This window comes from Brucella daejeonensis (assembly GCF_014199265.1).
In the GTDB taxonomy this organism is placed as follows: Bacteria; Pseudomonadota; Alphaproteobacteria; order Rhizobiales; family Rhizobiaceae; genus Brucella; species Brucella daejeonensis.
Genome location: NZ_JACIJG010000006.1, coordinates 258593 through 285472, shown reverse-complemented (window position 1 = coordinate 285472; position 26880 = coordinate 258593). Strand labels below are relative to the sequence as shown.

Sequence of the window (26880 nt, the reverse complement as noted above, 5' to 3'; positions counted from 1 at the left end):
GTATATCATGCGTCTTGTAACCTACCGGAGCGGTGTCGAAGCCGCGGCGCGGCTTGGCGTCATTCAGGATGATCTCGTTGTGGACGTCGCATGGCTGGGAGAATCCGTTGGGGTGGATCTGCCCGAAACGATGCTGGATCTGATCGATCTCGGTCGTGTCGGTGTCGATCGTCTGCGCGACTGTCTGGATGATTGCGGGGGCAGTTTTGCCGCTGGAACCGCTTTTCCGCTGGTCAATGTGAAATTGCTGGCGCCGATCCCGCGCCCGCGCAAGAACATCTTCGGCATTGGGCTCAATTATGTGGAGCATGTGGCCGAATCCGCGAAATCGCTCGACACATCCAAGGATTTGCCGAAGCAGCCGGTCATTTTTTCCAAGCCACCGACGACGGTGATCGGGCCGGGCGATGCGATTGAACACAATGCCCGCATCACACAGCAGCTTGACTGGGAAGTGGAACTGGCCGCGATTATCGGAACGGTCGCGAGACGCGTCACCAGGGAAGACGCGCTTGGCCATGTATTCGGCTATAGCGTGATGATCGATGTCAGCGCGCGCGACAACCGGCGCGCCGGACAGTGGATTTTCTCCAAGGGGCAGGACACCTATGCACCTTTTGGTCCGTGCATCGTCACCGCTGACGAAATCGGCGATCCGCACGATCTCGACCTGTGGCTGACGGTCAATGGTGTTGAAAAGCAGCGCTCGAACACCCGTTTCATGCTTTTTGATGTCGCAACCCTGATTGCGGATATCAGTTCAGGCATTACACTGGAGCCGGGAGACATCATCGCCACGGGCACGCCGGAAGGGGTGGGCGCAGGACGCACGCCGCAGGAATGGATGTGGCCGGGAGATGTTGTGGAAGCCACAGTGAAAGGTATTGGAACAATCCGGCATCCGGTGGTTGCCGTCTAAAATAGCCATAAAAAAGAGCCGGACCAATTCCGGCTCAAATCAAAGGGGAATTCATAATGTCGCAGAAATTGACACGGCGCATCGTTTTGGGCGTGCTTGCAGCGGGCACCGCTCTGGTCACCTTTCCAGCCATGGCGCAGGAACCGGTGACCATAGGTCTGATCACCACGCTTTCGACGCCCGCCGGTTATATCGGCGAGGACATCCGCGACGCCTTCAATCTGGCGATCAAGGAAGATGGCGGCAAGCTTGGCGGCGTACCGGTGACGCTGAAGGTCGAGGACGATGCGCTGAAGCCGGTCAATGGCAAACAGGTTGCAGACAAGATGCTTGGCGAAGGCATCGAGCTTTATACGGGCATCATTTTCTCCAACGTTCTGGCGGCGGCACTGCCAAGCGTCATGAATGGGAACGCCTTCTATGTCAGCAACAATGCGGGACCATCGACCTTTGCGGGCGAAAAATGCAATCCGAACTATTTCGTTGCCTCCTATCAGAACGATGCATTCCATGAGGCGGCAGGCCTTTCGGCCAACGAGCTTGGCTTCAAGAAAGTAGTCATCCTCGCGCCGAACTATCAGGCCGGGCGCGATGCGCTTGAAGGTTTCAAGCGGACCTATAAGGGCGAAGTCGCCGGTGAAATCTACACCAAGCTCGACCAGACGGATTTTTCCGTTGAGCTGGCGCGCATCAAATCCATGGCACCCGACGCCATCTATCAGTTCCATCCTGGTGGCGCGGGCATCAATTTTGCCAAGCAATATGCCAATTCCGGCATGGCGGGTTCCATCCCGATGATCATTCCGAGCTTCTCCATGGATGCACGCATGATCTCGGCGACGGGCAATGCTGCCGACGGTGTTTATGCGTCCGCCCTGTGGACCACGGAAACGGACAATCCGGCATCCAAGGCGTTCGTTGCCGCCTTCCGCAAGGATTATGGCCGCGACCCGACGATGTATGCCGCGCAGGCCTACGACACGGCGCATCTGATCGGTACGGGCCTGAAGGCGGTCAATGGCGATCTGAGCAAGCAGGACGATTTCCGCAATGCGCTTCGCAAGGCCGACTTCACCGCGATCCGCGGCGCTTTCAAGATGGGTCAGAACCAGCATCCGGTTCAGGATTATTATCTGACAAAGTTTGAAAAAGATGCAGACGGCAAGATCGTCCAGAACATCGTGAAGAAGGTCGCGACCGACTATACCGATGCCTATGCATCGAAATGCACGATGAAGTGACGGTTGCCCAATGACGGATCGGGAGCGCTGTAGCAGCGTTCCCGATCATTCGTCTGTGTCCTCGCCTTTTCCGGTGCGGACGCGGAGCCTCAAATTTTCATGATGAGGAAAGCGGATGCTGTTATTCATCGAACAGGCGCTGAACGGCCTGCAATACGGCGCCATGCTTTTCATGTTGGCGTCCGGATTGACCCTGATCTTCGGTATCATGGGCGTGATCAATCTGACCCATGGCGCTTTCTATATGGTGGGCGCTTATTGCGCCGCCTTCACCATTCTTGGAACGGGAAGCTTTCTGCTTGGCATGGGCGCGGCCATCCTCGGCGCGGGCCTTTATGCCATGGCGGTGGAACTTTCGGTCATTCAATGGCTCTACAAGCGCGACCATCTCTATCAGGTTCTGGCGACGCTCGGCCTCATTTTGTTCACGAATGAGGCGGTCAGCATGATTTTCGGACGCCAGCCGCCTTTCGTGGACATCCCGCCCTCCTTGCAGGGTGCCGTGCCGGTGCTTCCGGGGCTGGAATATCCGGTCATGCGTCTGGCCTTCATCGTCGTCGGCGCGCTGGTGGCCGTGGGCCTGTGGTTTCTGGTGAACAAGACGCGCATCGGCATGCTGATCCGCGCCGGTGCCGACGACCGCGAAATGGTCGATGCGCTGGGCGTCAATGTCCGCCGTCTCTATACGATCCTGTTCGGGCTCGGCGGTGCCTTATGCGGGCTGGCGGGCGTGATGGCCGCGCCGCTGCTCGCCATTGAAATCGGCATGGGCGAGCGCGTTCTGATCACCACATTCGTCGTCATCGTCATTGGTGGCGTGGGATCGGTCAATGGTGCGCTGGTGGGGGCGCTTCTGGTCGGCATGGTCGATAGCATGGGCCGCGCCTATCTTCCGCAGATCATGCAGCTTTTGCTGCCGCCCGCGACAGCCGACACGCTGAGCGCCGGGCTCGTCTCGGCCAGCATTTATGTGCTGATGGCCATTGTCCTGCTGTTCCGCCCTCTGGGCCTGTTGCCTGCGAGGAACTGATCGATGCGATCCAGCAAAACAGCTATTATTCTTATCGGTCTCATCGCCTTTGCGCTGGTTCCCTTCCTTTCGGGGGCAACGGGCAACAACGCACTGGAGGGGCTTGCAACGCGGGTCGTGATCTATGGCATTGCCGCCGTCAGTCTCGATTTCATCATCGGCTATGGCGCCTTGGTCAGTTTCGGCCATGCCATGTTCTTCGGCTTTGGCGGCTATATGGTCGGCATCGTCGCCTATCATACCAATATGGGCGAGCCCCTGTTCGGCTGGGACGGATCGAATGCCGCCCTCGTTGTCTGGCCGATTGCGCTTGCCGCCTGCGTGGTGCTGGCCGCTGCCGTCGGCTGGCTGGCGCTCAAGACCACGGGCGTCCAGTTCATCATGATCACGCTCGCCTTCGCGCAGATGGTGTTCTTCATTCTGGTTTCGCTGCAAACCTATGGTGGCGACGACGGCTTGCTGATCGATGCGCGCAACACCCTGCCACTGATCGATACCGGCAATGGAACGGTGTTCTATTATCTGTGTCTGGTCCTTCTGGTCTTATGGACCGCGCTTTGCACCATGATCGTCAATTCGCGTTTCGGCCTGATCCTCCAAGCCCTGCGTCAGAGCGAGCGGCGCGCTGTCAATCTGGGCGTCAGACCCTTGAATTTCCGGCTGACGGCCTTTGTCATCTCGGCGTTTGGCGCGGGACTGGCCGGAATCCTGTGGGCCAATTATGCGCTGTTCGTCACGCCGGACATGGCGACCTGGTCGAAGTCGGGCGAGTTCATGGCCATCGTGGTTCTGGGCGGGCTTGGCACGCTGGTCGGGCCGATCGCCGGTGCGGCGGTCTTCATCGTGCTTGAGCAGATTCTGTCGGGCTGGACCGAGCACTGGATGATCATCATGGGGCCGATCCTGACCCTGATCGCGCTGTTCGGACAACAAGGCATGTTGGGCCGTCTGTTGGGGAACCGTCATGGCTGAAAAACACGATTGCGTTCTGGTCATCGAAGACCTGCACAAGAAATTCGGGGCGCTCGTCGCCACCAATGGCGTCAATCTGGATCTGCGTCAGGGCGAGCTGCATGCGCTGATCGGCCCGAATGGTGCGGGAAAATCCACACTGATCGCCCAGATATGCGGCGAGATTGCCCCGGATACGGGCCGTATCCTGTTCGACGGGCAGGATATTACGCGTCTGCCCGCCTATCAGCGTGCGCGCATGGGGATGGGGCGGTCTTTCCAACTCACGCAGCTTTGCCCCGATTTTACGGCGATGGAAAATGTGCTCCTGTCGCTGGAGGCCCGCAATGGCGGTTCGCCGGATATTTTCCGCAATCCGCGCCGCAATGTGCAGAACCGGGAAATCGCCAGAACATGGCTGGCGCGGGTTGGGCTTGGCGAGCATGAAAGCCGTATCGTGTCCAGCCTCGCGCATGGCCAGAGACGGCAGCTTGAAATCGCGGTCGCGCTCGCCCGCAATCCGCGTCTCATCCTGCTCGACGAGCCGATGGCCGGTATGGGGCCGGAGGAATCCGCCTCGCTCACCGCACTTCTGCAAAGCCTGAAACGGGATTATCCGATCCTGCTGATCGAGCACGATATGGATGCGGTTTTCGCGCTCGCCGACCGGATCAGCGTTCTCGTCTATGGCAAGATCATCTTCACCGGAACCGCGAGCGAAATCCGCGCCCACCCGGAAGTGAGAGCCGCATATCTGGGGGAGGAAGCCTGATGCTGACGCTTGACAAGGTTGAAGCCGGATATGGGCAGGCGCGCGTTCTGTTCGGCATGTCGCTGGAGGCGAAAGCAGGCGAAATCGTCTCGCTGATCGGCCGCAACGGCATGGGCAAGTCCACGACCGTCAAATCCATCATGGGCATGATCAAGCCGACGGGCGGGACAGTCCGGTTTGGCGATACTGTGGTCAATCGAATGCCGCCCAACGCCATTGCGCGGCTGGGCATCGGGCTGGTGCCGGAAGGGCGACGGGTGTTTTCATCGCTGAGCGTGGAGGAAAACCTCGTGGCAACGGCCCGGCCCGGCCCATGGACGCTGCAACGGGTAGTGCAGCTTTTCCCACGGCTCGAAGAGCGCAGACGACAGTTTGCGCGCACGCTTTCGGGCGGCGAACAGCAAATGCTGGCCATCGGGCGGGCGCTTCTGACCAATCCGCAACTGCTCATTCTCGATGAAGCGACGGAAGGGCTTGCGCCGATCATCCGCGCCGAAATCTGGCGCTGTCTGCACGAACTGAAAAATATCGGTCAGACCACTCTCGTCATCGACAAGAATCTGGCGGAAATGGCCAGTCTGGTTGACCGGCACAATATTGTCGACAAGGGGCGCGTGGTCTGGACGGGAAGTCCCGCAGCTCTTGCCGCCGACAAAGACCTCTCACACCGCTATCTGGGGATTTGACGATGGGCGATTTCACCTATCAGGGTTACGATTCTGCGGCTCTGGATGTTCAGTATAATGCTCGCGCCAGCGTCGCTTCCTTCGATGATGAATATGCGAAGCTGGTCGATGTCAGCCGGCGCGTGACGAAGGATTTCGATCACCGGGCCGGGATCGTTTATGATCCGGCCAGCGGCGAGATGCTGGATTTTTATCCGGCAGGCGATGGCGCGCCGCTCTTTATCTGGATTCATGGCGGTTACTGGCGCGGCGGCAATGCGGCGGACAACGCCTTTGTCGTGCCGGGCCTGCACGCGCAGGGATTTTCGGTGGCCGTGCTCGATTATACATTGGCACCCGCCGTCACGCTGGACGAGATCGTTCGGCAAGTCCGCGCGGCGGTGGCCTCTCTGCATCGCAATCGCAAAGATCTGAATATCGGCGACGGTCACTTCGCCGTTGGCGGCACTTCGGCGGGCGGGCATTTGACGGCCATGCTGCTGTCCGATAACTGGCAAGCCGAGTTCGGCGTGCCGCAAGATATTATAGCTGTCGGGCTTGACCTCTCCGGTTTGCACGATCTGGCGCCCCTACTGCATACCCATATCAATGGCTGGATGAATTTTGACGATGCGATGGTCGTGCGCAACAGCCCGCAATTTCTCATTCCGAAGCATTCATCGGCTCATCTGATCGCCTCGGTTGGCGGGCTTGAAACCGATGAGTTCCGCCGTCAGACAGCAGCCTATGCGGAAAGCTGGCAACAGGCGGGACATGCCGTCACGGTTGTCGAAATGCCGGATCATCATCACTTCAATCTGCCGCTGACGCTGCGCGAACCGGACGGAAAACTGGTGCGCGCGATTGTGGAAGCCTACGCCCAAGGAAATCACCCATGAGCAAATCCTGGAAAGCCGCCGTTGCGCAAATTGCCTCCATTCCAGACGATTCGCTCGCATCTGCGCGCAAGGCCGCGGGCGCCATCCGCAAGGCGGCAGGCGAGGGCGCAAAGCTCATCGTGTTCCCGGAAGCATTTCTGGGCGGTTATCCCAAGGGCGCGTCGTTTGGCTGCCCCATCGGTCAGCGCAAGCCGGAAGGGCGCGAGGCCTATCTGAACTATTATAATGCGGCAATCGATCTTGATGGGGAAGAAGTGGCTATCCTCGCTGAAGCAACCGCCGAAACCGGTGCCTTCATTGTTATCGGCTGTATCGAACGCGATGGCGGAACGCTTTATTGCACAGCGCTGTTTTTCGATGGCGAACGGGGATTGATCGGCAAGCACCGCAAGCTGATGCCGACAGCCGGTGAACGCCTGATCTGGGGCTTTGGCGACGGCTCGACCATGCCGGTTTTCGATACGCCGCTCGGGAAGATCGGAGCCGTCATCTGCTGGGAAAACTACATGCCGATGCTGCGCATGCATATGTATTCGCAAGGCATCGGCATTTATTGCGCGCCGACGGCGGATGACCGCGACACATGGGTTCCATCCATGCAGCATATCGCGCTTGAAGGACGCTGCTTCGTGCTGACGGCATGTCAGTACATCACCCGCGCAGCCTATGCAGCTGATCACGAGTCGTCGCTGGGCGACGCGCCGGAGACTGTCATGATGCGCGGTGGCAGCGCCATCATCAGCCCGTTCGGCAAGGTGCTAGCCGGGCCGGATTTCAGCGGTGAGACGATCCTTTATGCCGAGATCGATCCCGATGATATCATGCGTGGCAAGTTCGATTTCGATGTGAGCGGCCATTACGGTCGCCCGGACGTTTTCCAACTGACTGTCGATGACCGGCCCAAGAATACGGTCAGCCGTCTGTCCGGCACCGGAAAAGAGTAAGCGCCATGCAGTTCGATATGAACAGGCTTTCGGGTCAGGAGCGCTACAAGATACTGGCCTCGTCCATCGTACCAAGGCCGATTGCCTGGATCACCAGCCTGTCCGCCGATGGCGTACGCAATGCAGCACCGTTCAGCTTTTTCAACATGATGGGCAATATGCCGCCGACTGTCGCCATCGGTCTCATGCCGCAGGATGGAAGGCTGAAGGACACGGCGGCGAATATTCTGGCGACCGGGGAATTCGTCATCAATCTTGTGGATGAGGCCAATGTCGAGGCCATGAACCTGACCTGTATCGATGCGCCCGCCGCCATCGACGAAATCGAACTGGCCGGGCTCGACATCATCGCATCGCAAACCGTGACGCCGCCGCGTATCGCATCGGCTCCGGTTTCGATAGAATGCCGGATGCTGACTTCGCTCGTGACCGGGCCGCTCCAGACCATCGTGATCGGGGAAGTGACCATGGTGCATATTCGCGACGAATTTGTGCTGGATGCGGAGCGTTGTTACATCGACACGCCGCGTCTGGGGCTTGTCGCCCGTATGCATGGCAGCGGCGGATATTTGCGTCCGGGGGATTATTTCCAGATCGATAGACCGGTATGGAAGGATTATGATGAAAGCCGGACGAGCCGTCCCAGGCGGGCGGCCGGCACAATATGAGAATATAAAGACTGGTCCGTGTTGCAATGACTCTAGCGGAAGCCGCCTACCTCAATTTGCGTAACGATATATTGCATGGACGGTTGATCCCCGGGCAAGCACTTCGGCTCGAATTTCTCAAAGCCCAATATGGTTTGAGTTTTTCTCCCTTGCGCGAAGCATTGAACCGGCTTCATGCTGAAAGGCTTGTCGTCAACGATCCGCCGCGTGGTTTCACTGTCGCCCCCGTATCTCCCGAAGGAATGCGGGATGTGATGAGCGTGCGTATCCTCGTCGAAAGCGAGGCGCTGCGCCTTTCGATAGAAAAGGGCGGAGACGACTGGGAAACCGGTCTGGTCGCGGCGTTTCACGGGCTCGATCTCCAGTCGCGCCGTATGAAGGAGGCCGAGGGGGGCTATGCGGACGATGCCTTGATGCAGTTCGAAACGCGGCACCATGAATTTCATCGTGCGCTTTTGGCGGCTTGCGGCTCGCCGCGCCTGCTTGCCTTGTTCGAGCAACTTTACGCGGAGACCCAGCGCTACCGCCTACCAAGTTTTCGCGGCGAGGGCAAAATGACATCGGGGCGCGATCTGTCGGCCGAGCACAGTCATATCATGGAAGCGGCCCTTGCCCGGAAAATCGATGTGAGTGTCCGTTTGCTCCAAGAGCACTATAATCGCACGGTGGCGGATATCGTCGCGCAGGGAGACTGACGCCGGACAGGCCGGTCTTCCGACATTCGCACAGCATGAGAAAAGCCCGGCGGCGCAACTGCCGGACTTTTCGGAAATGCAGCGAAGGCAACTGATTAGCTGGATTTAGCCAACCAGTGCGAGTGCTCGAACCGGTGAACCGGTGCCTTCGACGAATTTCAGCGGTGCCGCGATCAGGATCGCGCCCTTGGGAGGGAGTTGGTCGAGATTGCTCAGGCTGGCAAGGCCATATTTGTTAGCCTTGTGCATCAGATTATGCGCCGGGAATGGTGGCGTCATGCCGCCCGCGCAACCGGCATCGGTGCCAACAGTTTCCTGCCCCCAGCCGATTATACCCTTCGAAAGCAGATATTCGATTGCTTCGACTGTCGGTCCGGGGGAGTGCGGGCCGTTCTCGTCCGCATTGAGGAAGGTTTCAGTCGAACCGTTGCGCTTGTACCAGTCGGTGCGCATCAAAACCCATGAGCCGGCTTCAATTTCACCATGCTCAGCTTCCCATTCCTTGATGCTCTCCGCCGTCAGCAGATAATCCGCATCGGCGGCAGCTTCTCCGGATCGGTCGATAACGTTGACAGGTGCAACGAAGTTCTGAGGCGGGATGGTGTCCGTCGTGTTGTTCTGGTGATCCTTCCCGGTAATCCAGTGGCACGGCGCGTCAAAATGCGTACCTGTATGCTCGCCCAGTTCGATCCAGTTCCACGCCCAGAACGGGCCATTTTCGTCATATTGACTGATCGTGTGAACCTTTACATTGGGCGTGTTTCTTCCGAATTGCGGCGGCAGATACAATACAGGCGTATTCGGCCCGAGTGGCGCAGTGATGTCGACGACTTTGACGGCGCCGGATAGCAATCCGGACGCGAGGCTGGAAAGGGCAGATATATCGTTCATGAAATCCCCATTTCGCCCCGAGCCGGTGCCGACATTCTTGCGGTCATTTATGAACCGGGCTCGTTCAGGCGTTCGATCGGAAGCCTAAGAGAGAAAATATGTTATTGCAACTATATCGCTCTGAAAAACGAACGGCTTTCTTATTCATGCAGGGTATCTGCGGAAAATTGGCTTGATTTGTTTCAGAGGCGGTGCTGCCTGATGCCAGTGAATATATGTATTCAAGTATAATGAACGGTGAGTTTTCTCTTGCTGCCGGTCGCGCGGGAAATGCTCCAGGGATATTTTTGCTGTGACAAGCTGTGAAGCCAGACTTCATTTAGGCTTGAAATATCGGTCGCCAGGCGCAATTCTCATCTGGTTGCGCAATGCGTTGCGGAAGAAGAGGTAGAGAATGCCGGTAGATCTCGAAATGATCGTCTCGGGGGTAGACGGGAGCGACAAGCAGGAGCTCCGGTTATGGTTGCGCATGTTGGCGACGACGCGGCTCGTCTCGCAGGAAATACGCCGTCGTCTCCGCAACGAATTCGGCGCTACGCTGCCGCAATTCGATGTTCTGGCGCAGCTCTATCGCGAACCGGATGGATTGCGGCTCGGCGAACTGTCACGCCGGACCATGGTAACCAATGGCAATATCACCGGACTGATCGAGCGGTTGGAGAGTGAAGGCATGGTGCGTCGCGAAACGCCCGGCGCGGACCGGCGCGTAACGGTCGCCCGTCTGACGGATGCAGGACGGACGTCATTTGCACGCATGGCGCGGGTCCATGAAGGCTGGCTGCGCGATCTCATGGCCGATGTCGATCACGACACCATAGGCGCGTTGCTGGAGGACATGAAACTCCTCAAGAAATCGGTCGGCAATCATCTTTCCGACAGTGAGGAAGAGTAGAAGATCGCCGGAAATGCGCATCTGACGTTCTCAATGGCAATTTAGGGTCAGGACCTATTAATTTGGTGGAAATGGTGTGAGGCCATCCGTTTGGATACGAGGAGAAAAGGCGAAGGAAATGTGGTTCATTTTCGAGACTTTTCAACGCTGTAGCCGGGCGGATGGACCACATCCTTCGGACACCGAAATGCCAAGGCCGGAAATTGGCGATCTGCCGCGTCAAGCCGCTCAACCGGGGGAACCACCCCGTTTTTCGCGTCTTTCCTTGCAGTTCTTGTCATTTCAGGGCCATTTTCATCAAATTAATAGGTCCTGACCCTAGCTCAAGTTCCGGTGATCGAAATCACCATTGTCGCACGCTCATGTCGCTTTTGGGTTTGAACCCTAAATCGAGCCATGTGCCTGGATAGGCATTTATGAACCCGTCCGAGTGCCGGTTTGCCATATTGGCGTGATTTGGGCTTCTTCCACGATGAGGCGAAGGCGGATCGCCCGTTTGGCGAAAAGCATTCTCCGGGAAAGATTTTCCTTGTCATTTGATCAAATGATCTTTTAACGTTGAAGCGTATTGAGCTTGCCGACTTATCCCGAGACGGCTTTCAGGGGGCTTCAAAAGTAAAGAATTAAAGAGCCGATCTGATTCAATCCGACTGAAGCGCGCTCTGGTGGAGTAAATAATGAGAAAGAAATATTGATGGTCCGTCTTGCCAAACGCATTACCGAGAGTTCAAGAAAATCCTTCGGCATGTACGCCAAAGCGGCCGCGCTTGGCTCCGGGGTCGCCGACCTCATTCACATGGAACTCGGTAGCCCCTATGCCGACACGCCGCTGCATATCAAGCAGGCGACGGCCGATGCGCTGATGGCCGGCGACGTCCACTATTCCCACTTCCAGGGTTTGCCGAAACTGCGCGAAGCCCTGACCGTCCGCCTGCGTGAGAAGAACAATATGGATGTTTCGGCGTCCGATATAGTGGTCACGAATGGGCTGACCCATGCCTCGTTCGCCGCTTTCATGGCGTTGCTCGATCCAGGCGATGAGGTGATCCTCCTGGAGCCTTATTATCCGCAGCACATCGGTAAGATAGAACTTGCGGGCGGGAAGCCCGTTTCGGCGCCACTCGATGCCAGCGAGGGTTTCTCGATCAAGGCGGAACTGATCGAGCCGAAGATAACATCCAGAACCAAAATGATCGTCCTGATCAATCCGTGCAACCCGACGGGACGGGTCTATAGTCACGGCGAATTGGAAGTGCTGGCGGATATTGCCCGCCGACATGACCTCGTGGTCGTTTCCGACGAGGTTTACGAGGACATAGTGTTTGATGGGGCGCGGCATGTTTCCATAGCATCGCTGCCCGGGATGAAGGAACGGACGATTTCAATGTTCGCCTTCACCAAAAGCTTTGCCATGGATGGCTGGCGGCTTGGTTATCTGGTCGCGCCACCGCATCTGATCGAAGGCATCTTGAAAATCACGACCAACGACGTCACGCATGTGAACACCTTCGTTCAGGCGGGCGCACTGGCGGCAGTCACCGGTCCGGAAGAGGTGCTTTGCGAACTGGTGGCCGAAGACAGGGTAAAACGCGACATCGTGGTATCGCGCCTCAACCAGATGTCGGGCGTCACCTGTGAATGGCCGGAAGGAACGATCTACGCCTTTCCGAACATATCCGCGTTGGGCACGAGATCGCAGGACATGGCCGAGCGGATCATGACGGAAGCAGGCGTCGTCCTGGAAGCTGGGAGTTTCTATGGAACCGCCGGCGAGGGCCACCTACGCGTCTGTTTCGGCTCGCAATCGGTAGACCGTGTCAATGAGGCGATGGATCGGCTGCAACGCTTCTTCGGTTCTCTTTGAGCCGGACGATCGGCAGGTTCTCCCGATAAGACCCAAGAGGAGACCGGCTAATTTTAGTTGAAACCTCAAATTTCCTGTGATCAAATAATCAAAATGCCGTCGGGGCGATCAGGGAACTCTCGCCCGAGAAACGGCCAAAACCAGAGGGAACTACGGAATGAAAATTCGCCGCCGCGCTTTTCTCGCCTTAGCAGGCTTTGCAAGTATACTGGCTGTGACACCGGCCTCTCATGCCGCCGACACGCTGAATATCGGCGCATATCCAAGCAATCCGCCCTTCGAACTGAAGAGTGCCGACGGCACGTTCGAAGGTTTCGAAATCGATATCGCGACCGAGGCCGCCAGGCGTGCGGGCCTGGAACCCGAAATCGCCGATTACGGTTTTCAGGCCTTGTTTGCCGCGACCACGTCGCGTCGCATTGATGTGGCGGTTTCTTCCATAACGATAACGCCCGAACGCCTTAAATCACAGTCATTTACCCAGCCTTATTATGACTCTGACATCGGCGTCGCCACCAAGGCCGACAGCACGATAGCAGGGCTGGCCGATCTGAACGGGAAGACGGTTGGCGCGCTCTCGGGTTCTACCGGTGAGAAATGGGTCAAGGACAACAAGGACGTCAGGGGCTTCGCCGATATCAAGGGATATAATTCCCAGCAGGACCTGTTCCTCGATCTCGGTGCGGGCCGTATCGATGCGGTTATTTCCGACATTCCCGGCATGGAGCATCTCTTCCTCAAGATGAAGGGCTTTGCGGTCAGGGACCGTATTCAGACCGGCGAACAATATGGGCTGATGATGGCGAAGGACCATCCGCTGCTGGGCAAGCTCAACGACGCTATTACCGCGATGAAGCAGGACGGCTCTACAGCGGCGATCCACAAGAAGTGGTTCGGCACTGATCCGGCTGTCGGCTCTTCGACGGTAACGGTCGCACCAATTCCAAAGTCCTGAATTTAACCGGCTATATATGGGCGTATTCGCTTGAACGTGCCCATATGCGAGCGCTGTTTTCCGAATCTGGCAGGCCTCGTTCGCCAGGAACCGCCTGCGAAGGACGTCAACATGACATTCGCCGAAACCTTTCTGAACGCTGATGTGCTGAGATCGAGCCTGCCTGCGCTCGGTCGCGGCCTGCTCAATACACTGCTCATCGGCATTGCCAGCATTGTTTGCGGCATTCTGTCCGGACTGGTGATAAGCATTGCGCGGATCTATGGTCCGAAGATAATGCGTTACATCGCCATCGCCTATATCGACGTCTTCCGCGCGATGCCGGTTCTGGTGGTCCTGATCCTCATCTATTACGCGCTGCCTTTTGTCGGCATACGCTTTTCGGCATGGACCTCGGCGATCATGTCCTTTTCCATGGTCATGGCCGCCTATTCAGCCGAAGTATTTCGTTCCGGCATAGAAAGCGTACCGCGCGGCCAGTTCGAAGCTGCGGCGGCGCTCGGCGTCTCCTTTCCGGTCACCTTGTGGAAGGTTGTCTTGCCGCAGGCGATCCGCATCATCATTCCGCCGACGACAAGCAATTGCGTGTCCATGTTCAAGGATACTGCACTGGCCTCCACCGTGGCTTTGCCGGAACTGCTAAAGGAAGCGCAGGACGCGCAAGCGCTCTACGCCAACCCGACGCCGTTGATCGGCGCTGCACTCATCTATCTCGTCCTCCTGTTGCCGCTGGTGCGTCTGGTCGGGCTTCTTGAGGCACGCTTCAAGCGCGAAAAAGCCCGGTAGAACAATCAAATATGACAGGCACTCCCATGAGCGGTTATTTTCTTTATCATTCGATCGGAACGTTTCCGGGCAAGGCGGAAAAGGTCAAGACGGTTCTGGATCGCTATGCGGCGATCTGGTCCGCGGAAAACGACGCGCAATGGCCTGCCATGCTGGCCGAGCGCGGACGCTTTATCCAGAGTTGGGAAAGGCTGATCGGCGCACCGGCAGGCTCCATGACGACAGTGGAAAACGTCACGCTGGCGCTCTACAGCCTGATCGGGGCATTGCCGGAAAAACGGTTGCGCGGGCGTAAAATCCTGACGGCTGCGGACTGCTTTCCGAGCCTGCATTTCCTGCTCGACGGATTGCAGTCGCGTTTCGGCTTCACGCTCGAAACGGTTCCCATACGCGATGGCGAACGTTTCGTGCACGATGAGGATTTTATCGATGCCTGGGGCAGCGATGTGGCGCTGGCGCTCGTGACATGGGTTTCGTCCACGACGTCGAAACGGGTCGATCTGGACCGAATGTGCGCGCATGGGAAAAAACACGGCACCCTTGTCGTCGCCGATATAACACAGGGTGTTGGCATTTGCCCCTTTAAGACGGGCGAGATCGATGTGGTGATCGGATCGTCGCTCAAATGGCTCTGCGGCAGTTCCGGGGCTGGTATGCTCTATGTGCGTCCCGATCTGCTTTCGCAATGCAAGCCGGAACTGCGCGGCTGGTTCAGTCAGCCCAATCCGTTTTCGTGGGATCTCGACGCTTTTGACTATGCGGACGATGCGCGCCGGTTCGATCATGGCACGCCTGCGGTTCTGGCGGCGCTTGCTTCACAACCCGGCCTCGATTTCGTGTCTGCAACAGGAATTGAAACGCTGGCACACCATAACGGTGAGATGACGGCCATGTTGGCGGAACGCGTGAAGGAGAATTCCGCCTTGACACTGGTCTCGCCGCATAAGCCGGGGGAACGAGGCGGCAGTGTGATGGCGCAGGCTTCCTCGCCTGAAAGCGCAGCGGACATCATGGCCAGGTTGAAGGCCGAGGGCTTCTATTGCGATTGCCGCGGCCGCACCTTGCGGTTTTCGCCGGGAGCCGTGACTTCGCTGGCCGGGACGGAGGCCCTTTGCGATGCGCTGGACAGGTTTGCGGCGGGTTAGAATATTCAGTCAACCGGCATTCCAAACGGAAGGGCAGCGTGCACTTGTCTTTCGGGTCCGGTGCCGATAACCGATGGTTATGGAAAGATTACAGGTTTTGGGGGCATTGCAATGATCGGTGAAACCCGTCTGTCGAAAGTGTCCTCACGCGTGACCGTGCAGGACAATGTGTACGAGCAGCTTCGCCACGCCTTGATGTGGGGTTCCTTCGAGCCATCGCAGGTGGTGACGATTGCAGCACTTGCGGCGGAGTTTGGCACCAGCCACATGCCGGTGCGCGAGGCGCTGCGGCGGCTTGCAGCAGAAAACGGACTGGAGATCGCGCGCAACGGATCGGCTCGTGTCCCGGATATTTCACGAGCGCGGCTGGATGACATATGCCGGGTTCGCGTTTCGCTGGAAGGTCTGGCGACGGAACTCGCTACTCCGCATATGGGGTCCGGAGATATTGATCGGTGCCTGACGCTGGCGCGCGAGCATGAGGCGCTGGGGCGCGAGGGTAAGATCTACGAGATGCTGCGTAAGAACCAGGAGTTCCATTTCACGATCTATGAACTGTCGGGATCGGAAACCCTGCCGCAGATGATCGAGACGCTCTGGCTGCGGCTTGGGCCTTATATGCGCCTTCTCACCAATCACATCCGCCAGCAGGTCGACGAGGGCGTCATCCAGCCCTATTCGACCTATCATTATGAAATGCTGGACGCCATGCGTGCGGGCACGGCCAAAAAGGCAGCAAGCCTGATGGTGCAGGATATCGAAACCACGCAAAAGCTTTTGCAGAAGCTTTTTTGAGCTTATGCGTCTGCTCGACTGGCGACAAACATCGGGCCACCCTTGCCTGACGGAAAACCATAGCCGTTGACGAGCACCAGATCGATGTCGTCGGGATGGCGCGCAATGCCCGTATCCAGCAGCGCCTGTCCCTCCTGCGCCATGGCCCGAAGCAGACGCTGCATGATTTCCGTGTCTGTGAAACTTTTGGGCGCGATGGCGTTGCGCGTCCGGTAGTCGTCGATCAGCGCGTGAACTTCTGGATCGCTGGCCTGCTTGCCATCGGCATAGTCATACCAGCCGCGCCCGGCCTTGCGCCCGAAACGACCTGCCTCGCACAGCCTGTCGGCCACGTCGAAATAGGGTGCTTTCGGGTCGCGGCTTGCGGCCATGCGCTTGCGTCGCGCCCAGGCGATTTCCAGCCCTGCCATGTCGTAGACGGCAAACAATCCCATCGGAAAGCCGTAACCGACCATGGCGCGGTCGATATCTTCCGGGTATGCGCCCTCGGCGAGCATTGTTTCGGCTTCCGTTCGGTAGGCGGAGAAGATGCGATTACCGACAAAACCTTCGCTGACCCCGGTGACGATCGGCAGTTTTTTAATCTCGCGGACGAAGGCGATACCGGTTGCCAGTGATTCGTCGGAAGTTTCTGCGCAGCGCACCACTTCGGTCAGGCGCATGATATGGGCCGGAGAAAAGAAGTGCAGGCCGAGCACGCGGTCGGCACGCCCGGTCACGGCAGCGAGCGCATCGGGATCGAGATAGCTCGTATTGGTGGCCAATATCGTTTCGGGCGGCAGAAGTGCGTCGAGCTTTTTAAACAGAGCAGCTTTCACGTCAAAATCGTCAAACACGGCCTCTATGACCAGTTCCGCCGCTGCGAGTTTTGCGGGATCGTCCGTGGTGGCAAGCCGGGCCTTTTGGCTATCGGCCGCTTCCGCAGACAGTTTTCCGCGCGTTACCGCCTTGTCGATCAGGCCGGTGATACGCGCATGTCCCGCTTCTGCTGCTTGCGCATTCTGCTCATAGCCGATGACGCGATAACCGGCGGCAAGGCAGGCGGCGGCAATGCCAGCGCCCATCAGGCCGGTTCCGGCAATGCCGATGGTGGTGAGTGCGCGCGGCTCGGCGTTCAGGCCTTCGATCTTGCTCGCCGCGTGCTCGGCGAGAAGCAGATGGCGCAGGGCTACGGTGTCGGAAAAAGCGGTCATGGTAATCTTAATCCGGGATGACGGCGTGGGCCTGAATTTCGATCTTCGCACGGTCTTCGACCAGTGCCACCACCTGCACGGCGGCCATGGCTGGAAAATGCTTGCCGATGATCTCGCGATAAACGCGGCCGATGCCCTTGAGATTGGCCTGATACTCGGCCTTGTCGGTAAAATACCAGGTCATCGACGTAATATGCTCCGGCTTGCCGCCTGCTTCCGCCAGAACATCGACAATATTTTGCAGCGTCTGGCCGGTCTGTTCCACAAAATCGTCGGTTTCAAATTGTTGCTGTCCATTCCAGCCAATCTGTCCGCCGATAAAGATCATACGTCCGCGTGCTTCGACGCCATTTGCATAACCAATCGGTCGGACCCAGCCTTGCGGCTGAAGAGTTTTTTGCATGTCAGTCTCCAAGGGGGATGTGGGGTAATTGAGCGGTTCAACCGGCCTTCATGAGTTCGCGCGCGATGATGAGTTTCTGCACTTCGGTCGCGCCTTCATAGATGCGCAGCGCCCGGATCTCGCGATAAAGCCGCTCGGTGATTTCGCCGCTTTTCACGCCGCGCCCGCCGAACATCTGCACGGCGCGGTCGATCACGCCCTGCGCGTTTTCGGTTGCCACCATCTTGGCCATTGCGGCTTCCTTGGTGGTGTTTTGCTTCTGCACGTCGCGACGCCAGGCGGCGCGGTAGGTTAAAAGCGCCGCCGCATCGATGTCGGTCGCCATATCGCCAAGAGCGGCCTGGGTCAGTTGCAGATCGCCAAGTGTACCGCCGAACATTGGGCGGCTGCGGGCATGGTCAAGCGCCTCGGCTGCCGCGCGTCGCGCAAAACCCAGTGCTGCCGCTGCCACGGAAGCGCGGAAAATATCGAGCGTGCGCATGGCGATTTTAAAACCTTCGCCCGGAGCGCCCAGACGACGGCTTGCCGGAATGCGGCAATTGTCGAACCGGATCGTTGCCAGCGGATGCGGGGCCACCACATTGATGCGTTCGGAAATGGAGAATCCCGGATCGTCGGCAAAAACCACAAAGGCGGAAATGCCGCGTGTTCCGGGTGCCTCGCCGCTGCGGGCAAAGACCGTATAAACATCGGCGATACCGCCATTGGAAATCCATGTCTTCTCGCCGTCGAGCACATAATGGTCGCCGTCGGGACGGGCGGCGCAGCTCATGGCAGCGACGTCGGAGCCGGCCAGCTTTTCCGACAGTGCGAAAGCGGAAATCCATTCGCCGCTGGCGACTTTCGGCAGCACGGCCTGTTTCAATTCATCCGAGCCGACAAGGCTGATTGCGCCGGTGCCAAGCCCCTGCATGGCAAAGGCAAAATCGGCCAGCCCATCATGATAGGCGAGCGTTTCGCGGGCGATGCACAGCTTGCGCGACGAGATGCCGTCGCCGCCCGTCAGGCTGACGGCAGCGTCCAGCAATCCGGCTTTTCCAAGTTCACGCACGAGTGTGCGGCAGGCGTTGTCCGTGTCGCTGTGATCGACTGCGGCCAGAGCGGGGCTTGCGGCAAAGGCGTCGAGCTTCGCTGCCCATTCACTATCGGCGGCATCGAAAAACGGCCAGTCGAGGTGGTCCCGCGTCAAAGCGGGTGCGATGGCGCTCATCTCAATTTCCCTCGAAAGCCGGTTTGCGCTTGGCGGCGAAAGCCTCGAAGGCGCGGCGGAAATCCTGCGTGGCCATGCAGATGGCCTGCGCCTGCGCTTCCGATTCCACCAGTTCCTCAATGCCCATGGCCCATTCCTGATTGAGCATGGTCTTGGTCATGCCATGGGCAAACCATGGACCGTCGGCGATGGCGCGCGCCATTGCGTATGCTCTTTCCGGCAGTTCGGCCTGTGCATGAAGCCCATTGAAAAAGCCCCAGCGTTCGCCTTCTTCCGCGCTCATGAAACGGCCCGTATAAAGAAGGTCGGCAGCGCGGCCCTGACCGACGATCCTCGGCAGAATGCCGCAAGCGCCCATATCCGCGCCCGCCAGTCCGACGCGGGTGAACAGGAAGGCAGTCTTGGCTTCAGGCGTGGCAAGACGCAGATCGGATGCCATGGCGAGGATCGCGCCCGCACCGGCGCAGATGCCATCGACCGCGGCGATGATCTGCTGCGGGCATTTGCGCATGGCTTTCATCACATCGCCGGTCATGCGGGTGAAGGCCAGAAGATCGGGCATGGTCATATGGGTGAGCGGCTCGATGATCTCGAACACATCGCCGCCGGAGGAAAAATTGCCGCCAGCACCAGAAAGCACGATTGTGCGCACGTCCGACGCATAGACCAGATCGCGGAACAGGTCGCGCAGTTCGGCATAGCTCTCGAAGGTCAGCGGATTCTTGCGGTCGGGCCGGTTTAAGGTCAGCGTGGCGACGCGTCCGTCATCGCTCACCTCCCAGAGAAAATGCTTCGCCTGATAGTCCTTGAACGGCTTCAGATTCGAAGCCATCGAAATATGATTGTCGCTCATCCTGCCATGACCTCCCCACCGGCGATTGCAATCGCCTGTCCATTGATCGACTGCGCGCCGGGTGATGCCAGCCAGAATACCGTGTCGGCTACTTCTTCCGGCCTGATCAGCCGTCCTTGCGGATTGGCCTTCACGAATTCGCCAAGCGCTTCTTCCCGTGTGCGTCCGGTTTTTTGCATGATTTCTTCGATGGAACGGGCGATGATCGGCGTATCGGTAAAGCCGGGGCAGACCGCATTGACGGTGATGCCCTTTTTCGCCAGTTCCAGCGCCAGTGCGCGGGTCAGTCCGACCACGCCATGCTTGGCGGCGCAATAGGCCGACACATAGGCATAGCCGGTCAGCCCTGCTGTGGACGCGATATTGATGATGCGCCCGCCTTCGCCGCCCGCTTTCAGATCGGGCAGAACGGCTTGCGTGACATTGAAAACACCGCCCAGATCGACCGCCATGACATGGTTCCACATGTCAGCGCTGGTCTTTTCAAAGGGCGCGCTTGGCGCTTCGCCGGCATTGTTGACCAGAATGCCGACCGGGCCAAAAGTCGCGCGCGCCGATTGCAGTCCTGCGTCGATTGCCGTGCGGTCGGTGACGTCAAAGCCCGCAAGAATATGCGTATTGCCGGTTCCAAGCGTTGCCGCCACCGCTTCCAGCGGTTCGCGTCTGCGCCCGGCCAGCGTGACGCGGGCACCTTCACGGGCAAGCCGCGCTGCAATGGCAGCGCCGATGCCGCTGCCCGCACCCGTGACCAGCACATGCCGGTTGGCCAGAACAGGTTTCGTCATGACCGCTCCTATTTCGACGCTTGCGGCGTTGCCACCGCACGGGCAAGGTTGGTTTCATATTGATATTTGGCGGAGCGATATTGTTTCGGCCATGCAATGGAGGTCAATCCGATCTTGGCGGCTTCATGCAGAGACCATGACGGATCGGCCAGATGCGGCCGCGCCACGGCGCACAGATCGGCGCGCCCCGCCGCGATGATCGAATTGGCATGATCGGCTTCGGAAATCGCGCCGACGGCAATGGTCGGAATATGGATTTCGTTACGGATCTTGTCGGAGAAGGGCGTCTGGAACAGACGACCATAGACCGGCTTTTCCTCTTTCCAGACCTGTCCCGACGAGCAGTCGATGAGGTCAGCGCCTGCCGCCTTGAACATGTCGGAAAAAATGGCCGCGTCTTCCGGCGTATTGCCGCCGTCGGTCCAGTCGTGACAGGAGAGGCGCACCGAAATCGGCTTGCTTTCCGGCCACACAGCGCGAACGGCGTGGAACACCTCTAGCGGATAGCGGGCGCGGTTCTCATGGCTGCCGCCATATTCATCGTCGCGACGATTGGTCAGCGGCGAGAGGAAGCTCGACAGAAGATAACCATGCGCGCAGTGCAGTTCCAGCCAGTCAACACCTGCTTCCGCAGCTCGCTTCGCAGCGGCGACGAAATCGGCCTTCACTCGTTCCATGTCGGCACGGTCCATGGCCTTCGGCGTCTGGCTGTTTGCAAGATAGGGAAGGGCGGAAGCCGACAGAAGCGGCCATGCGCCGTCTTCGAGTGGCTGGTCGATGCCTTCCCATGCCAGTTTTGTGGCACCTTTACGTCCGGCGTGGCCGATCTGCATGCCGACCTTGGCGTCGGAGCTGGCATGAATGAAATCGACGATCCGCTTCCAGCCCTGCATCTGCTGGTCGTTCCAGATGCCGAGACAGCCGGGCGTGATGCGCGCATCGGGGGATACGCAGGTCATTTCGGCGAAGACCAGTCCCGCGCCGCCCATGGCGCGGCTACCCAGATGCACCATATGGAAATCGTTGATTAGCCCGTCCGTGGCCGAATACATGGCCATGGGCGAAACCACGATGCGGTTGGGCAGGGTGACATCGCGCAGCTTGTAGGGCGTGAACATCGGTGGCAGGCAGCGTTCGCTTTCCGTCACGTTCAGCCCCTGCTTGCGGGCAAACCAGCGTTCGAAACCTTCAAGCCATTCCTTGTCGCGCAGGCGCAGATTTTCATGGCTGATGCGCTGCGAGCGTGTCAGCATGGAATACATGAATTGTTCCGGTTCCAGTGTGTCGGCATAGCGGCGCCCCACCACTTCGAACCATTCCATGGCGTTGCGCGCCGCATTCTGGATGCGGGCGACATCGACGCGGCGGATTTCTTCATAAGCGGCCAGAACGGCGGGAATATTTGCCTTGTCATGACCGAGCTTCTCGAACTGGTTGGTCAGCTCGATGGCGTCATCAATGGCAAGCTTGGTGCCCGAACCGATGGCGAAATGCGCCGTATGCGCCGCGTCACCCATCAGCACCACATGCGAGCTGCCGTTGAAATGGCTCCACTTGCCGCAGATCAGACGGCTGAAATTCAGCCATGCCGAGCCGCGCAAATGGCGCGCATTGGTCATGAGCTTATGGCCTTCAAGCACTTCGCTGAAGATATTCTCGCAGAAATCGATAGAGCTTTGCTGGTCCAGCTTGTCGAGACCATGCGCAAGATAGGCTTCCTCGGTGGTCTCCACGATGAAGGTCGAAGTCTTGTCATCGAACTTGTAGATATGAGCTTGAAACCAGCCGTGATCCGTCTTGCGGAAATCGAAAGTGAAGGCATCGAAAAGCTTGTCCGTGCCGAGCCAGATATAGCGGTTCGGACGCACGACCATATCGGGCTGGAAGACGTCGGCATAGCGAGTACGGATTTTGGAATTGAGCCCATCCGACGCAATAATGAGATCGGCGTCGGGGAAATCCAGATCGCTGTCCACATCGGTTTCGAACTGGAGTTTTACGCCCAGTTCCTCGCAGCGCTTTTGCAGGATGTTGAGAAGATGCTTGCGGCCGATGCCGACAAAACCATGGCCGGATGTGCGCTGGCGCGTGCCCTTGAACAGGACTTCAATGTCGTCCCAATGGTTGAAGGCATCCTGAATTTCCGCTGCACTTTGGGAATCCCAGACCTTCATGGCCTCCATGGTCGCGTCGGAAAACACGACGCCCCAGCCGAATGTGTCATAGGGCCGGTTGCGTTCAACCACGGTGATGTCGTGCTGCGGATGCAGCTTTTTCATCAGGAGGGCGAAATAAAGTCCAGCCGGGCCGCCGCCGATGCATACGATACGCATATCCGTTCCCCTTACATGGTCGCTTGAGCGATATTTTAAGTTTAAAATATATGCCCGTCAGGGAGGTCGTCAAGTCGAAAACGTGATTTTTTGTCTGGAGTCGATGAGTGATCGCCGAAAGTAAAAATATGCATTTGCATTTTTATGATTTGGCATATCTTGCGGATGACGCCACCCCATTGACAAAAATGCGTCGGCAAAAATATGCTTGTGCAAGTTTAAACAATATTCCGGATCACGGAAAAGGGGAATCTCATGGCGGAGCGGTCTTTTGCGCGCGAAGTCGAGGATCTGAAGCTTGGCGCTGGCGAAGTCTTCCACGGCGAAGGCATTCTGGCCATCACCAAGGCGCTGCTTCAGTCCGGCGTATCCTATGTCGGCGGTTATCAGGGGGCGCCGATCTCGCATCTCATGGACGTCTTGGCCGATGCCAGGGACGTGATGGAAGATCTGGGCGTCCATTTCGAATCGTCGGCTTCGGAAGCCGCCGCCGCCGCCATGCTGTCGGCATCGGTTCTTTATCCGGTGCGCGGCGCGGTGACGTGGAAATCGACCGCAGGAACCAATGTCGCGTCCGATGCGCTGTCCAACCTGTCGTCTGGTGGCGTCACCGGTGGCGCGCTGATCATCACCGGCGAGGATTTCGGCGAAGGCTCCTCCATCATGCAGGAGCGCAGCCATGCCTTCGCGATGAAGTCGCAGATGTGGCTTCTGACCCCACGTCCCAATCTGCCTTCCGTCGTCGATGCGGTGGAAAAGGGTTTTGAACTCTCGGAAGCCTCCAATACGCCGGTCATGTTGCAGGTCGGCATTCGAAGCTGTCACGTGCATGGACAATTCGTCGCCAAGGACAACAAGCGTCCCGAGCATACGCTGGCCGAGGCGTTGGAAAATCCCCGGCGCGACGTCAATCGTATCGTCCTGCCGCCCGCTTCCTTCATCCATGAAAAGGAAAAGCTGGAACAGCGCTGGCCAGCGGCGGTTGAGTTCATCAAGACCAATCGTCTCAACGAGTTTTTCGGGCCTGAGACCGGCGAAGTCGGGGTCATTCTGCAAGGCGGTGTCTATAATGGCGCGATGCGCGCCTTGCAGCAGCTTGGCTTGGCCGATGTCTATGGCGAAAGCCGCGTGCCGCTTTACGTCATGAATGTCGCCTATCCGATGATTGATGACGAGGTGATTGATTTCGTTTCCGGCAAGAAAGCCGTGCTGATGCTGGAGGAGGGCGCGCCGGAATATATCGAACAGGCGCTGCACACGCTTTTGCGCCGCCGCGACATCCAGACCAAATTGTCGGGCAAGGATATTCTGCCGCTGGGCGGCGAATATACGACGCCGGTTCTGGTCAAGGGCATGGCGGCATTTTTCGAGGCCAATGCGCCGCAATTGCTGGGCAATCGTCCGCCGGTGCCCGATCCGTCGCCGGTTCTAGCCGATACAAGGGTCAAGGCGTTGGCCGAAGTGGTGCCGCCGCGCCCGGCGGGCTTTTGCACCGGCTGCCCGGAGCGTCCGATCTTCGCCGCCATGAAACTGGTGGAGCAGGAACTGGGGACGCATCACGTCTCCGCCGATATCGGTTGCCATCTCTTTTCCATTCTACCGCCGTTCAATATCGGCGGCACGACGATGGGCTATGGACTTGGGCCGGCCTCGGCTTCGGCTTTCAATGTGCCAGCCGGTAAGCGCGCCATTTCGGTGATGGGCGATGGCGGTTTCTGGCACAACGGGCTTGCCACATCGGTCGGCAATGCCGTCTTCAACAAGCAGGACGGCGTGATCCTCGTGGTCGATAATTTCTATTCGTCGGCGACCGGCGGGCAGGACATCATGTCGTCGCGCGCGATCAATCCACGCCGCAAGACCAACAATTCGGTGGTCGATGCGGTCAAGGGTATAGGCGCGACATGGGTGCGCCAGATCGACCACACCTATGACGTCGCCAAAATGCGCGATACCTTGAGAGAGGCGCTGACGACCGAGGAAAAAGGCCCGAAAATCATCGTCGCCTCGTCGGAATGCATGCTCAACAAGCAGCGCCGCGTGAAGCCGCAATTCAACAAGGCGGTGAAGGACGGCAAGCGCATGGTCAAGCAGCGCTTCGGCGTGGACGAGGATGTGTGCACGGGCGATCACGCCTGCATTCGTCTTTCCGGCTGTCCTTCGCTTTCGGTCAAACATACCGACGATCCGCTGAAGGACGATCCGGTCGCGGCAATCGACAATAGCTGTGTCGGTTGCGGCAATTGCGGCGAAGTGTCGGAGGCGGCAGTGCTGTGCCCATCCTTCTACCGTGCCGATGTGATCCATAATCCCACCGCCTGGGATAGGTTCGCGCACCGTATCCGTTCCGCGATCATCGGCTGGCTGCAAAAGCGCCGTCAGGCTTCGCGCATCGTCTTCGCCGACTGAGGAATTATCATGCCAACTCTAACCACTTCTTCAACGGCGCTTCTCTCGCAGGACAAACCCCTTTCCATCGCCATTCTCGCCATGGGCGGGCAGGGTGGCGGCGTGCTGGCCGACTGGATTGTCGCTTTGGCCGAAGCGCAGGGGTGGGTCGCCCAGACCACATCAGTGCCGGGCGTGGCGCAGCGCACAGGCGCGACGATCTATTATCTGGAACTGCTGCGGGCAAAGGATGGCGCAACACCGATCCTGTCGCTGATGCCGACGCCGGGCGATGTGGATGTGGTGATTGCCGCCGAACTCATGGAGGCCGGGCGTTCCGTTCTGCGCGGCCTCGTGATGCCGGACAAGACCATGCTGATCGCCTCCACGCACCGCTCCTATGCTGTCGGCGAAAAGGAAAAACCCGGCGACGGCACCGGCAATCCGATTGTCGTGGAAGACGCGACGGCGTTCGCGGCGAAAAAGACCATCGCCTTCGACATGGACACGCTTGCGGTCAAAAATGGCAGCGTGGTTTCGTCAGCCCTGTTCGGGGCGCTCGCGGCGTCCGGTGCGCTGCCCTTCGACAGAGAGGCGTTTGAAGCCACAATCCGCGCAGGCGGCAAGGGCATCGAAGCGAGCCTCAGGGCTTTCGACGCTGCCTATCGGCGCGCGCTTCAGGGCGAGAACGACAAGCTTTCCGCTACTCCGGCCAAGCGCCTTGATCCGCTGCCGGAAAAGGCCGGTCATCCGGCGCTTGACGCATTATTGGGACGCATTCGTTCTGACTTCCCGGCGCAAGCTCATGCCATGCTTTATGCAGGCGTGCGCAAACTCACCGATTTTCAGGACCCGGCCTATGCGGAGGAATACCTGACGCGTTGTGCTGCATTGGCCCGTGCCGACCGTGAGAACGGTGGCGAGGGGCAGGGCTTTGCCTTTACGGTTCAGGCGGCGAAATATCTGGCCGTCGCCATGGCTTATGACGATGTAATCCGCGTTGCCGACTTGAAAGTTCGCGGCTCTCGTTTTGAGCGTGTGCGAAAAGAGGTTGGCGTTAAGTCCGACCAGATCCTTTATACGACCGAATATATGCATCCACGCATGGATGAAGTCTGCGGCACCCTGCCGAAACGTCTGGGCGAGTGGATCGAAAGCAGCCCGAAACTTTCTGGCTGGCTTGACCGGCGCGTCAACAAGGGCCGCCGGGTCAATACGGCGACGCTGTTCTGGTTTGCCGGGCTTTATGTCGTGTCTGGTCTACGACGGTTCCGGCGCGGCAGTCTGCGCCATCATCGCGAGACGGAGCATTGGCAGGCATGGCTGGAACAGGCGTTGCGTATCCTGCCGAAGAATTACGATCTTGCTGTCGAGGTTCTGGCCTGCCGTCGTCTGGTGAAAGGCTATTCGGACACGCATGCGCGCGGCCTGTCAAAATTTGAACGTGTGCTTTCGGCGCTTCCAATGCTGGAAGGCCGCGACGACGGGGCCGCGTGGCTGCGCCGTCTGCGGCAGGCAGCGCTTCTTGATGAACAGGGCATCGCGCTCGACGGCGCGCTGAAAACTGTAGCCACCTTATAACAAGAGAATCCAACTGCGTGAC

25 protein-coding genes are annotated in these 26880 nt (G+C 58.6%); 18 read left to right on the top strand and 7 right to left on the bottom strand.

Annotated features, from left to right (window positions below):
- The first annotated feature begins 7 nt into the window (after positions 1–7).
- From FHS76_RS10280 to FHS76_RS10235, 10 genes are all read left to right on the top strand, one after another.
- Positions 8–919, top strand: a complete 912-nt coding sequence (locus FHS76_RS10280; protein WP_183651650.1) for a fumarylacetoacetate hydrolase family protein — start codon at positions 8–10, stop codon at positions 917–919.
- 56 nt (positions 920–975) lie between these two features.
- The gene (locus FHS76_RS10275) at positions 976–2160 is read left to right on the top strand and encodes an ABC transporter substrate-binding protein (protein WP_183651647.1); all 1185 of its coding nucleotides are present in this window, start codon (positions 976–978) and stop codon (positions 2158–2160) included.
- A 115-nt stretch (positions 2161–2275) separates the two neighbouring features.
- Positions 2276–3190 (top strand): branched-chain amino acid ABC transporter permease, encoded by a 915-nt coding sequence (locus FHS76_RS10270; protein WP_183651644.1) that lies wholly within the window; start codon positions 2276–2278, stop codon positions 3188–3190.
- A 3-nt stretch (positions 3191–3193) separates the two neighbouring features.
- Positions 3194–4162 (top strand): branched-chain amino acid ABC transporter permease, encoded by a 969-nt coding sequence (locus FHS76_RS10265; RefSeq protein WP_183651641.1) that lies wholly within the window; start codon positions 3194–3196, stop codon positions 4160–4162.
- Positions 4155–4913: an ABC transporter ATP-binding protein gene (locus tag FHS76_RS10260; RefSeq protein WP_183651638.1), complete on the top strand. Its 759-nt coding sequence runs from the start codon at positions 4155–4157 to the stop codon at positions 4911–4913. The genes FHS76_RS10265 and FHS76_RS10260 overlap by 8 nt, the downstream gene beginning before the upstream one ends.
- Positions 4913–5599 carry an ABC transporter ATP-binding protein gene (locus FHS76_RS10255; protein ID WP_183651635.1) on the top strand — a complete coding sequence of 229 codons (687 nt, stop codon included), beginning with the start codon at positions 4913–4915 and terminating at the stop codon, positions 5597–5599. Before FHS76_RS10260 ends, FHS76_RS10255 begins: the two co-directional genes overlap by 1 nt.
- 2 nt (positions 5600–5601) lie before the next feature.
- The gene (locus FHS76_RS10250) at positions 5602–6477 is read left to right on the top strand and encodes an alpha/beta hydrolase (RefSeq protein ID WP_183651632.1); all 876 of its coding nucleotides are present in this window, start codon (positions 5602–5604) and stop codon (positions 6475–6477) included.
- Positions 6474–7421, top strand: coding sequence for a carbon-nitrogen hydrolase family protein (locus FHS76_RS10245; protein WP_183651629.1), 948 nt, complete (start codon positions 6474–6476; stop codon positions 7419–7421). The genes FHS76_RS10250 and FHS76_RS10245 overlap by 4 nt, the downstream gene beginning before the upstream one ends.
- Positions 7422–7426: 5 nt before the next feature.
- Positions 7427–8089, top strand: a complete 663-nt coding sequence (locus FHS76_RS10240; protein WP_183651625.1) for a flavin reductase family protein — start codon at positions 7427–7429, stop codon at positions 8087–8089.
- 26 nt (positions 8090–8115) lie between these two features.
- Entirely contained in the window at positions 8116–8784 is a 669-nt protein-coding gene (locus FHS76_RS10235; protein WP_183651622.1) for a GntR family transcriptional regulator, read from the top strand.
- 105 nt (positions 8785–8889) lie between these two features.
- Here the strand turns inward: FHS76_RS10235 and FHS76_RS10230 are convergent, their stop codons facing one another.
- Complete coding sequence (locus FHS76_RS10230; RefSeq protein ID WP_183651619.1) at positions 8890–9675, bottom strand: cyclase family protein; 786 nt, start codon at positions 9673–9675, stop codon at positions 8890–8892.
- 394 nt (positions 9676–10069) lie between these two features.
- Here FHS76_RS10230 and FHS76_RS10225 point away from each other — a divergent pair, with 394 nt between their 5' ends.
- From FHS76_RS10225 to FHS76_RS10200, 6 genes are all read left to right on the top strand, one after another.
- Positions 10070–10567 carry a MarR family winged helix-turn-helix transcriptional regulator gene (locus FHS76_RS10225; RefSeq protein WP_183651616.1) on the top strand — a complete coding sequence of 166 codons (498 nt, stop codon included), beginning with the start codon at positions 10070–10072 and terminating at the stop codon, positions 10565–10567.
- 694 nt (positions 10568–11261) lie between these two features.
- Entirely contained in the window at positions 11262–12431 is a 1170-nt protein-coding gene (locus tag FHS76_RS10220) for a pyridoxal phosphate-dependent aminotransferase (protein ID WP_183651613.1), read from the top strand.
- A gap of 157 nt (positions 12432–12588) precedes the next feature.
- Positions 12589–13386 (top strand): ABC transporter substrate-binding protein, encoded by a 798-nt coding sequence (locus FHS76_RS10215; protein WP_183651611.1) that lies wholly within the window; start codon positions 12589–12591, stop codon positions 13384–13386.
- Between the two features lie 111 nt (positions 13387–13497).
- The gene (locus FHS76_RS10210) at positions 13498–14172 is read left to right on the top strand and encodes an amino acid ABC transporter permease (RefSeq protein ID WP_183651609.1); all 675 of its coding nucleotides are present in this window, start codon (positions 13498–13500) and stop codon (positions 14170–14172) included.
- Between the two features lie 26 nt (positions 14173–14198).
- The gene (locus tag FHS76_RS10205; protein ID WP_183651607.1) at positions 14199–15317 is read left to right on the top strand and encodes an aminotransferase class V-fold PLP-dependent enzyme; all 1119 of its coding nucleotides are present in this window, start codon (positions 14199–14201) and stop codon (positions 15315–15317) included.
- 111 nt (positions 15318–15428) lie between these two features.
- Positions 15429–16112, top strand: coding sequence for a GntR family transcriptional regulator (locus FHS76_RS10200; protein ID WP_183651605.1), 684 nt, complete (start codon positions 15429–15431; stop codon positions 16110–16112).
- 2 nt (positions 16113–16114) lie between these two features.
- Here the strand turns inward: FHS76_RS10200 and FHS76_RS10195 are convergent, their stop codons facing one another.
- The 6 genes from FHS76_RS10195 to FHS76_RS10170 are packed head-to-tail and all read right to left on the bottom strand — an operon-like array spanning position 16115 to position 22889.
- Entirely contained in the window at positions 16115–17305 is a 1191-nt protein-coding gene (locus FHS76_RS10195) for a 3-hydroxyacyl-CoA dehydrogenase (RefSeq protein ID WP_183651603.1), read from the bottom strand.
- A 7-nt stretch (positions 17306–17312) separates the two neighbouring features.
- On the bottom strand, positions 17313–17708 hold the full coding sequence (locus tag FHS76_RS10190) for a RidA family protein (protein WP_183651601.1): 396 nt from the start codon (positions 17706–17708) through the stop codon (positions 17313–17315).
- Positions 17709–17745: 37 nt separating this feature from the next.
- Positions 17746–18918: an acyl-CoA dehydrogenase family protein gene (locus tag FHS76_RS10185; protein WP_183651598.1), complete on the bottom strand. Its 1173-nt coding sequence runs from the start codon at positions 18916–18918 to the stop codon at positions 17746–17748.
- Position 18919: 1 nt separating this feature from the next.
- Positions 18920–19771 carry an enoyl-CoA hydratase family protein gene (locus FHS76_RS10180; RefSeq protein WP_183651595.1) on the bottom strand — a complete coding sequence of 284 codons (852 nt, stop codon included), beginning with the start codon at positions 19769–19771 and terminating at the stop codon, positions 18920–18922.
- The gene (locus FHS76_RS10175) at positions 19768–20556 is read right to left on the bottom strand and encodes an SDR family NAD(P)-dependent oxidoreductase (RefSeq protein WP_183651592.1); all 789 of its coding nucleotides are present in this window, start codon (positions 20554–20556) and stop codon (positions 19768–19770) included. The genes FHS76_RS10180 and FHS76_RS10175 overlap by 4 nt, the downstream gene beginning before the upstream one ends.
- Positions 20557–20564: 8 nt before the next feature.
- The gene (locus FHS76_RS10170; RefSeq protein ID WP_183651589.1) at positions 20565–22889 is read right to left on the bottom strand and encodes a bifunctional salicylyl-CoA 5-hydroxylase/oxidoreductase; all 2325 of its coding nucleotides are present in this window, start codon (positions 22887–22889) and stop codon (positions 20565–20567) included.
- Positions 22890–23144: 255 nt separating this feature from the next.
- Here FHS76_RS10170 and FHS76_RS10165 point away from each other — a divergent pair, with 255 nt between their 5' ends.
- Both FHS76_RS10165 and FHS76_RS10160 read left to right on the top strand, forming a co-directional pair.
- Positions 23145–25298, top strand: coding sequence for an indolepyruvate ferredoxin oxidoreductase subunit alpha (locus tag FHS76_RS10165; RefSeq protein ID WP_183651586.1), 2154 nt, complete (start codon positions 23145–23147; stop codon positions 25296–25298).
- Positions 25299–25307: 9 nt separating this feature from the next.
- The gene (locus FHS76_RS10160) at positions 25308–26858 is read left to right on the top strand and encodes an indolepyruvate oxidoreductase subunit beta family protein (protein ID WP_183651583.1); all 1551 of its coding nucleotides are present in this window, start codon (positions 25308–25310) and stop codon (positions 26856–26858) included.
- The last annotated feature ends 22 nt before the right edge of the window (positions 26859–26880 follow it).

Coding starts and splice junctions, on each gene's coding strand:
- FHS76_RS10160 (WP_183651583.1), top strand. CDS start 25,308: ATGCCAACTCTAACCACTTCTTCAACGGCGCTTCTCTCGCAGGACAAA.
- FHS76_RS10205 (WP_183651607.1), top strand. CDS start 14,199: ATGAGCGGTTATTTTCTTTATCATTCGATCGGAACGTTTCCGGGCAAG.
- FHS76_RS10200 (WP_183651605.1), top strand. CDS start 15,429: ATGATCGGTGAAACCCGTCTGTCGAAAGTGTCCTCACGCGTGACCGTG.
- FHS76_RS10265 (WP_183651641.1), top strand. CDS start 3,194: ATGCGATCCAGCAAAACAGCTATTATTCTTATCGGTCTCATCGCCTTT.
- FHS76_RS10170 (WP_183651589.1), bottom strand. CDS start 22,889: ATGCGTATCGTATGCATCGGCGGCGGCCCGGCTGGACTTTATTTCGCC.
- FHS76_RS10270 (WP_183651644.1), top strand. CDS start 2,276: ATGCTGTTATTCATCGAACAGGCGCTGAACGGCCTGCAATACGGCGCC.
- FHS76_RS10245 (WP_183651629.1), top strand. CDS start 6,474: ATGAGCAAATCCTGGAAAGCCGCCGTTGCGCAAATTGCCTCCATTCCA.
- FHS76_RS10195 (WP_183651603.1), bottom strand. CDS start 17,305: ATGACCGCTTTTTCCGACACCGTAGCCCTGCGCCATCTGCTTCTCGCC.
- FHS76_RS10225 (WP_183651616.1), top strand. CDS start 10,070: ATGCCGGTAGATCTCGAAATGATCGTCTCGGGGGTAGACGGGAGCGAC.
- FHS76_RS10260 (WP_183651638.1), top strand. CDS start 4,155: ATGGCTGAAAAACACGATTGCGTTCTGGTCATCGAAGACCTGCACAAG.
- FHS76_RS10240 (WP_183651625.1), top strand. CDS start 7,427: ATGCAGTTCGATATGAACAGGCTTTCGGGTCAGGAGCGCTACAAGATA.
- FHS76_RS10280 (WP_183651650.1), top strand. CDS start 8: ATGCGTCTTGTAACCTACCGGAGCGGTGTCGAAGCCGCGGCGCGGCTT.
- FHS76_RS10215 (WP_183651611.1), top strand. CDS start 12,589: ATGAAAATTCGCCGCCGCGCTTTTCTCGCCTTAGCAGGCTTTGCAAGT.
- FHS76_RS10190 (WP_183651601.1), bottom strand. CDS start 17,708: ATGCAAAAAACTCTTCAGCCGCAAGGCTGGGTCCGACCGATTGGTTAT.
- FHS76_RS10235 (WP_183651622.1), top strand. CDS start 8,116: ATGACTCTAGCGGAAGCCGCCTACCTCAATTTGCGTAACGATATATTG.
- FHS76_RS10255 (WP_183651635.1), top strand. CDS start 4,913: ATGCTGACGCTTGACAAGGTTGAAGCCGGATATGGGCAGGCGCGCGTT.
- FHS76_RS10210 (WP_183651609.1), top strand. CDS start 13,498: ATGACATTCGCCGAAACCTTTCTGAACGCTGATGTGCTGAGATCGAGC.
- FHS76_RS10220 (WP_183651613.1), top strand. CDS start 11,262: ATGGTCCGTCTTGCCAAACGCATTACCGAGAGTTCAAGAAAATCCTTC.
- FHS76_RS10165 (WP_183651586.1), top strand. CDS start 23,145: ATGGCGGAGCGGTCTTTTGCGCGCGAAGTCGAGGATCTGAAGCTTGGC.
- FHS76_RS10175 (WP_183651592.1), bottom strand. CDS start 20,556: ATGACGAAACCTGTTCTGGCCAACCGGCATGTGCTGGTCACGGGTGCG.
- FHS76_RS10185 (WP_183651598.1), bottom strand. CDS start 18,918: ATGAGCGCCATCGCACCCGCTTTGACGCGGGACCACCTCGACTGGCCG.
- FHS76_RS10250 (WP_183651632.1), top strand. CDS start 5,602: ATGGGCGATTTCACCTATCAGGGTTACGATTCTGCGGCTCTGGATGTT.
- FHS76_RS10230 (WP_183651619.1), bottom strand. CDS start 9,675: ATGAACGATATATCTGCCCTTTCCAGCCTCGCGTCCGGATTGCTATCC.
- FHS76_RS10275 (WP_183651647.1), top strand. CDS start 976: ATGTCGCAGAAATTGACACGGCGCATCGTTTTGGGCGTGCTTGCAGCG.
- FHS76_RS10180 (WP_183651595.1), bottom strand. CDS start 19,771: ATGAGCGACAATCATATTTCGATGGCTTCGAATCTGAAGCCGTTCAAG.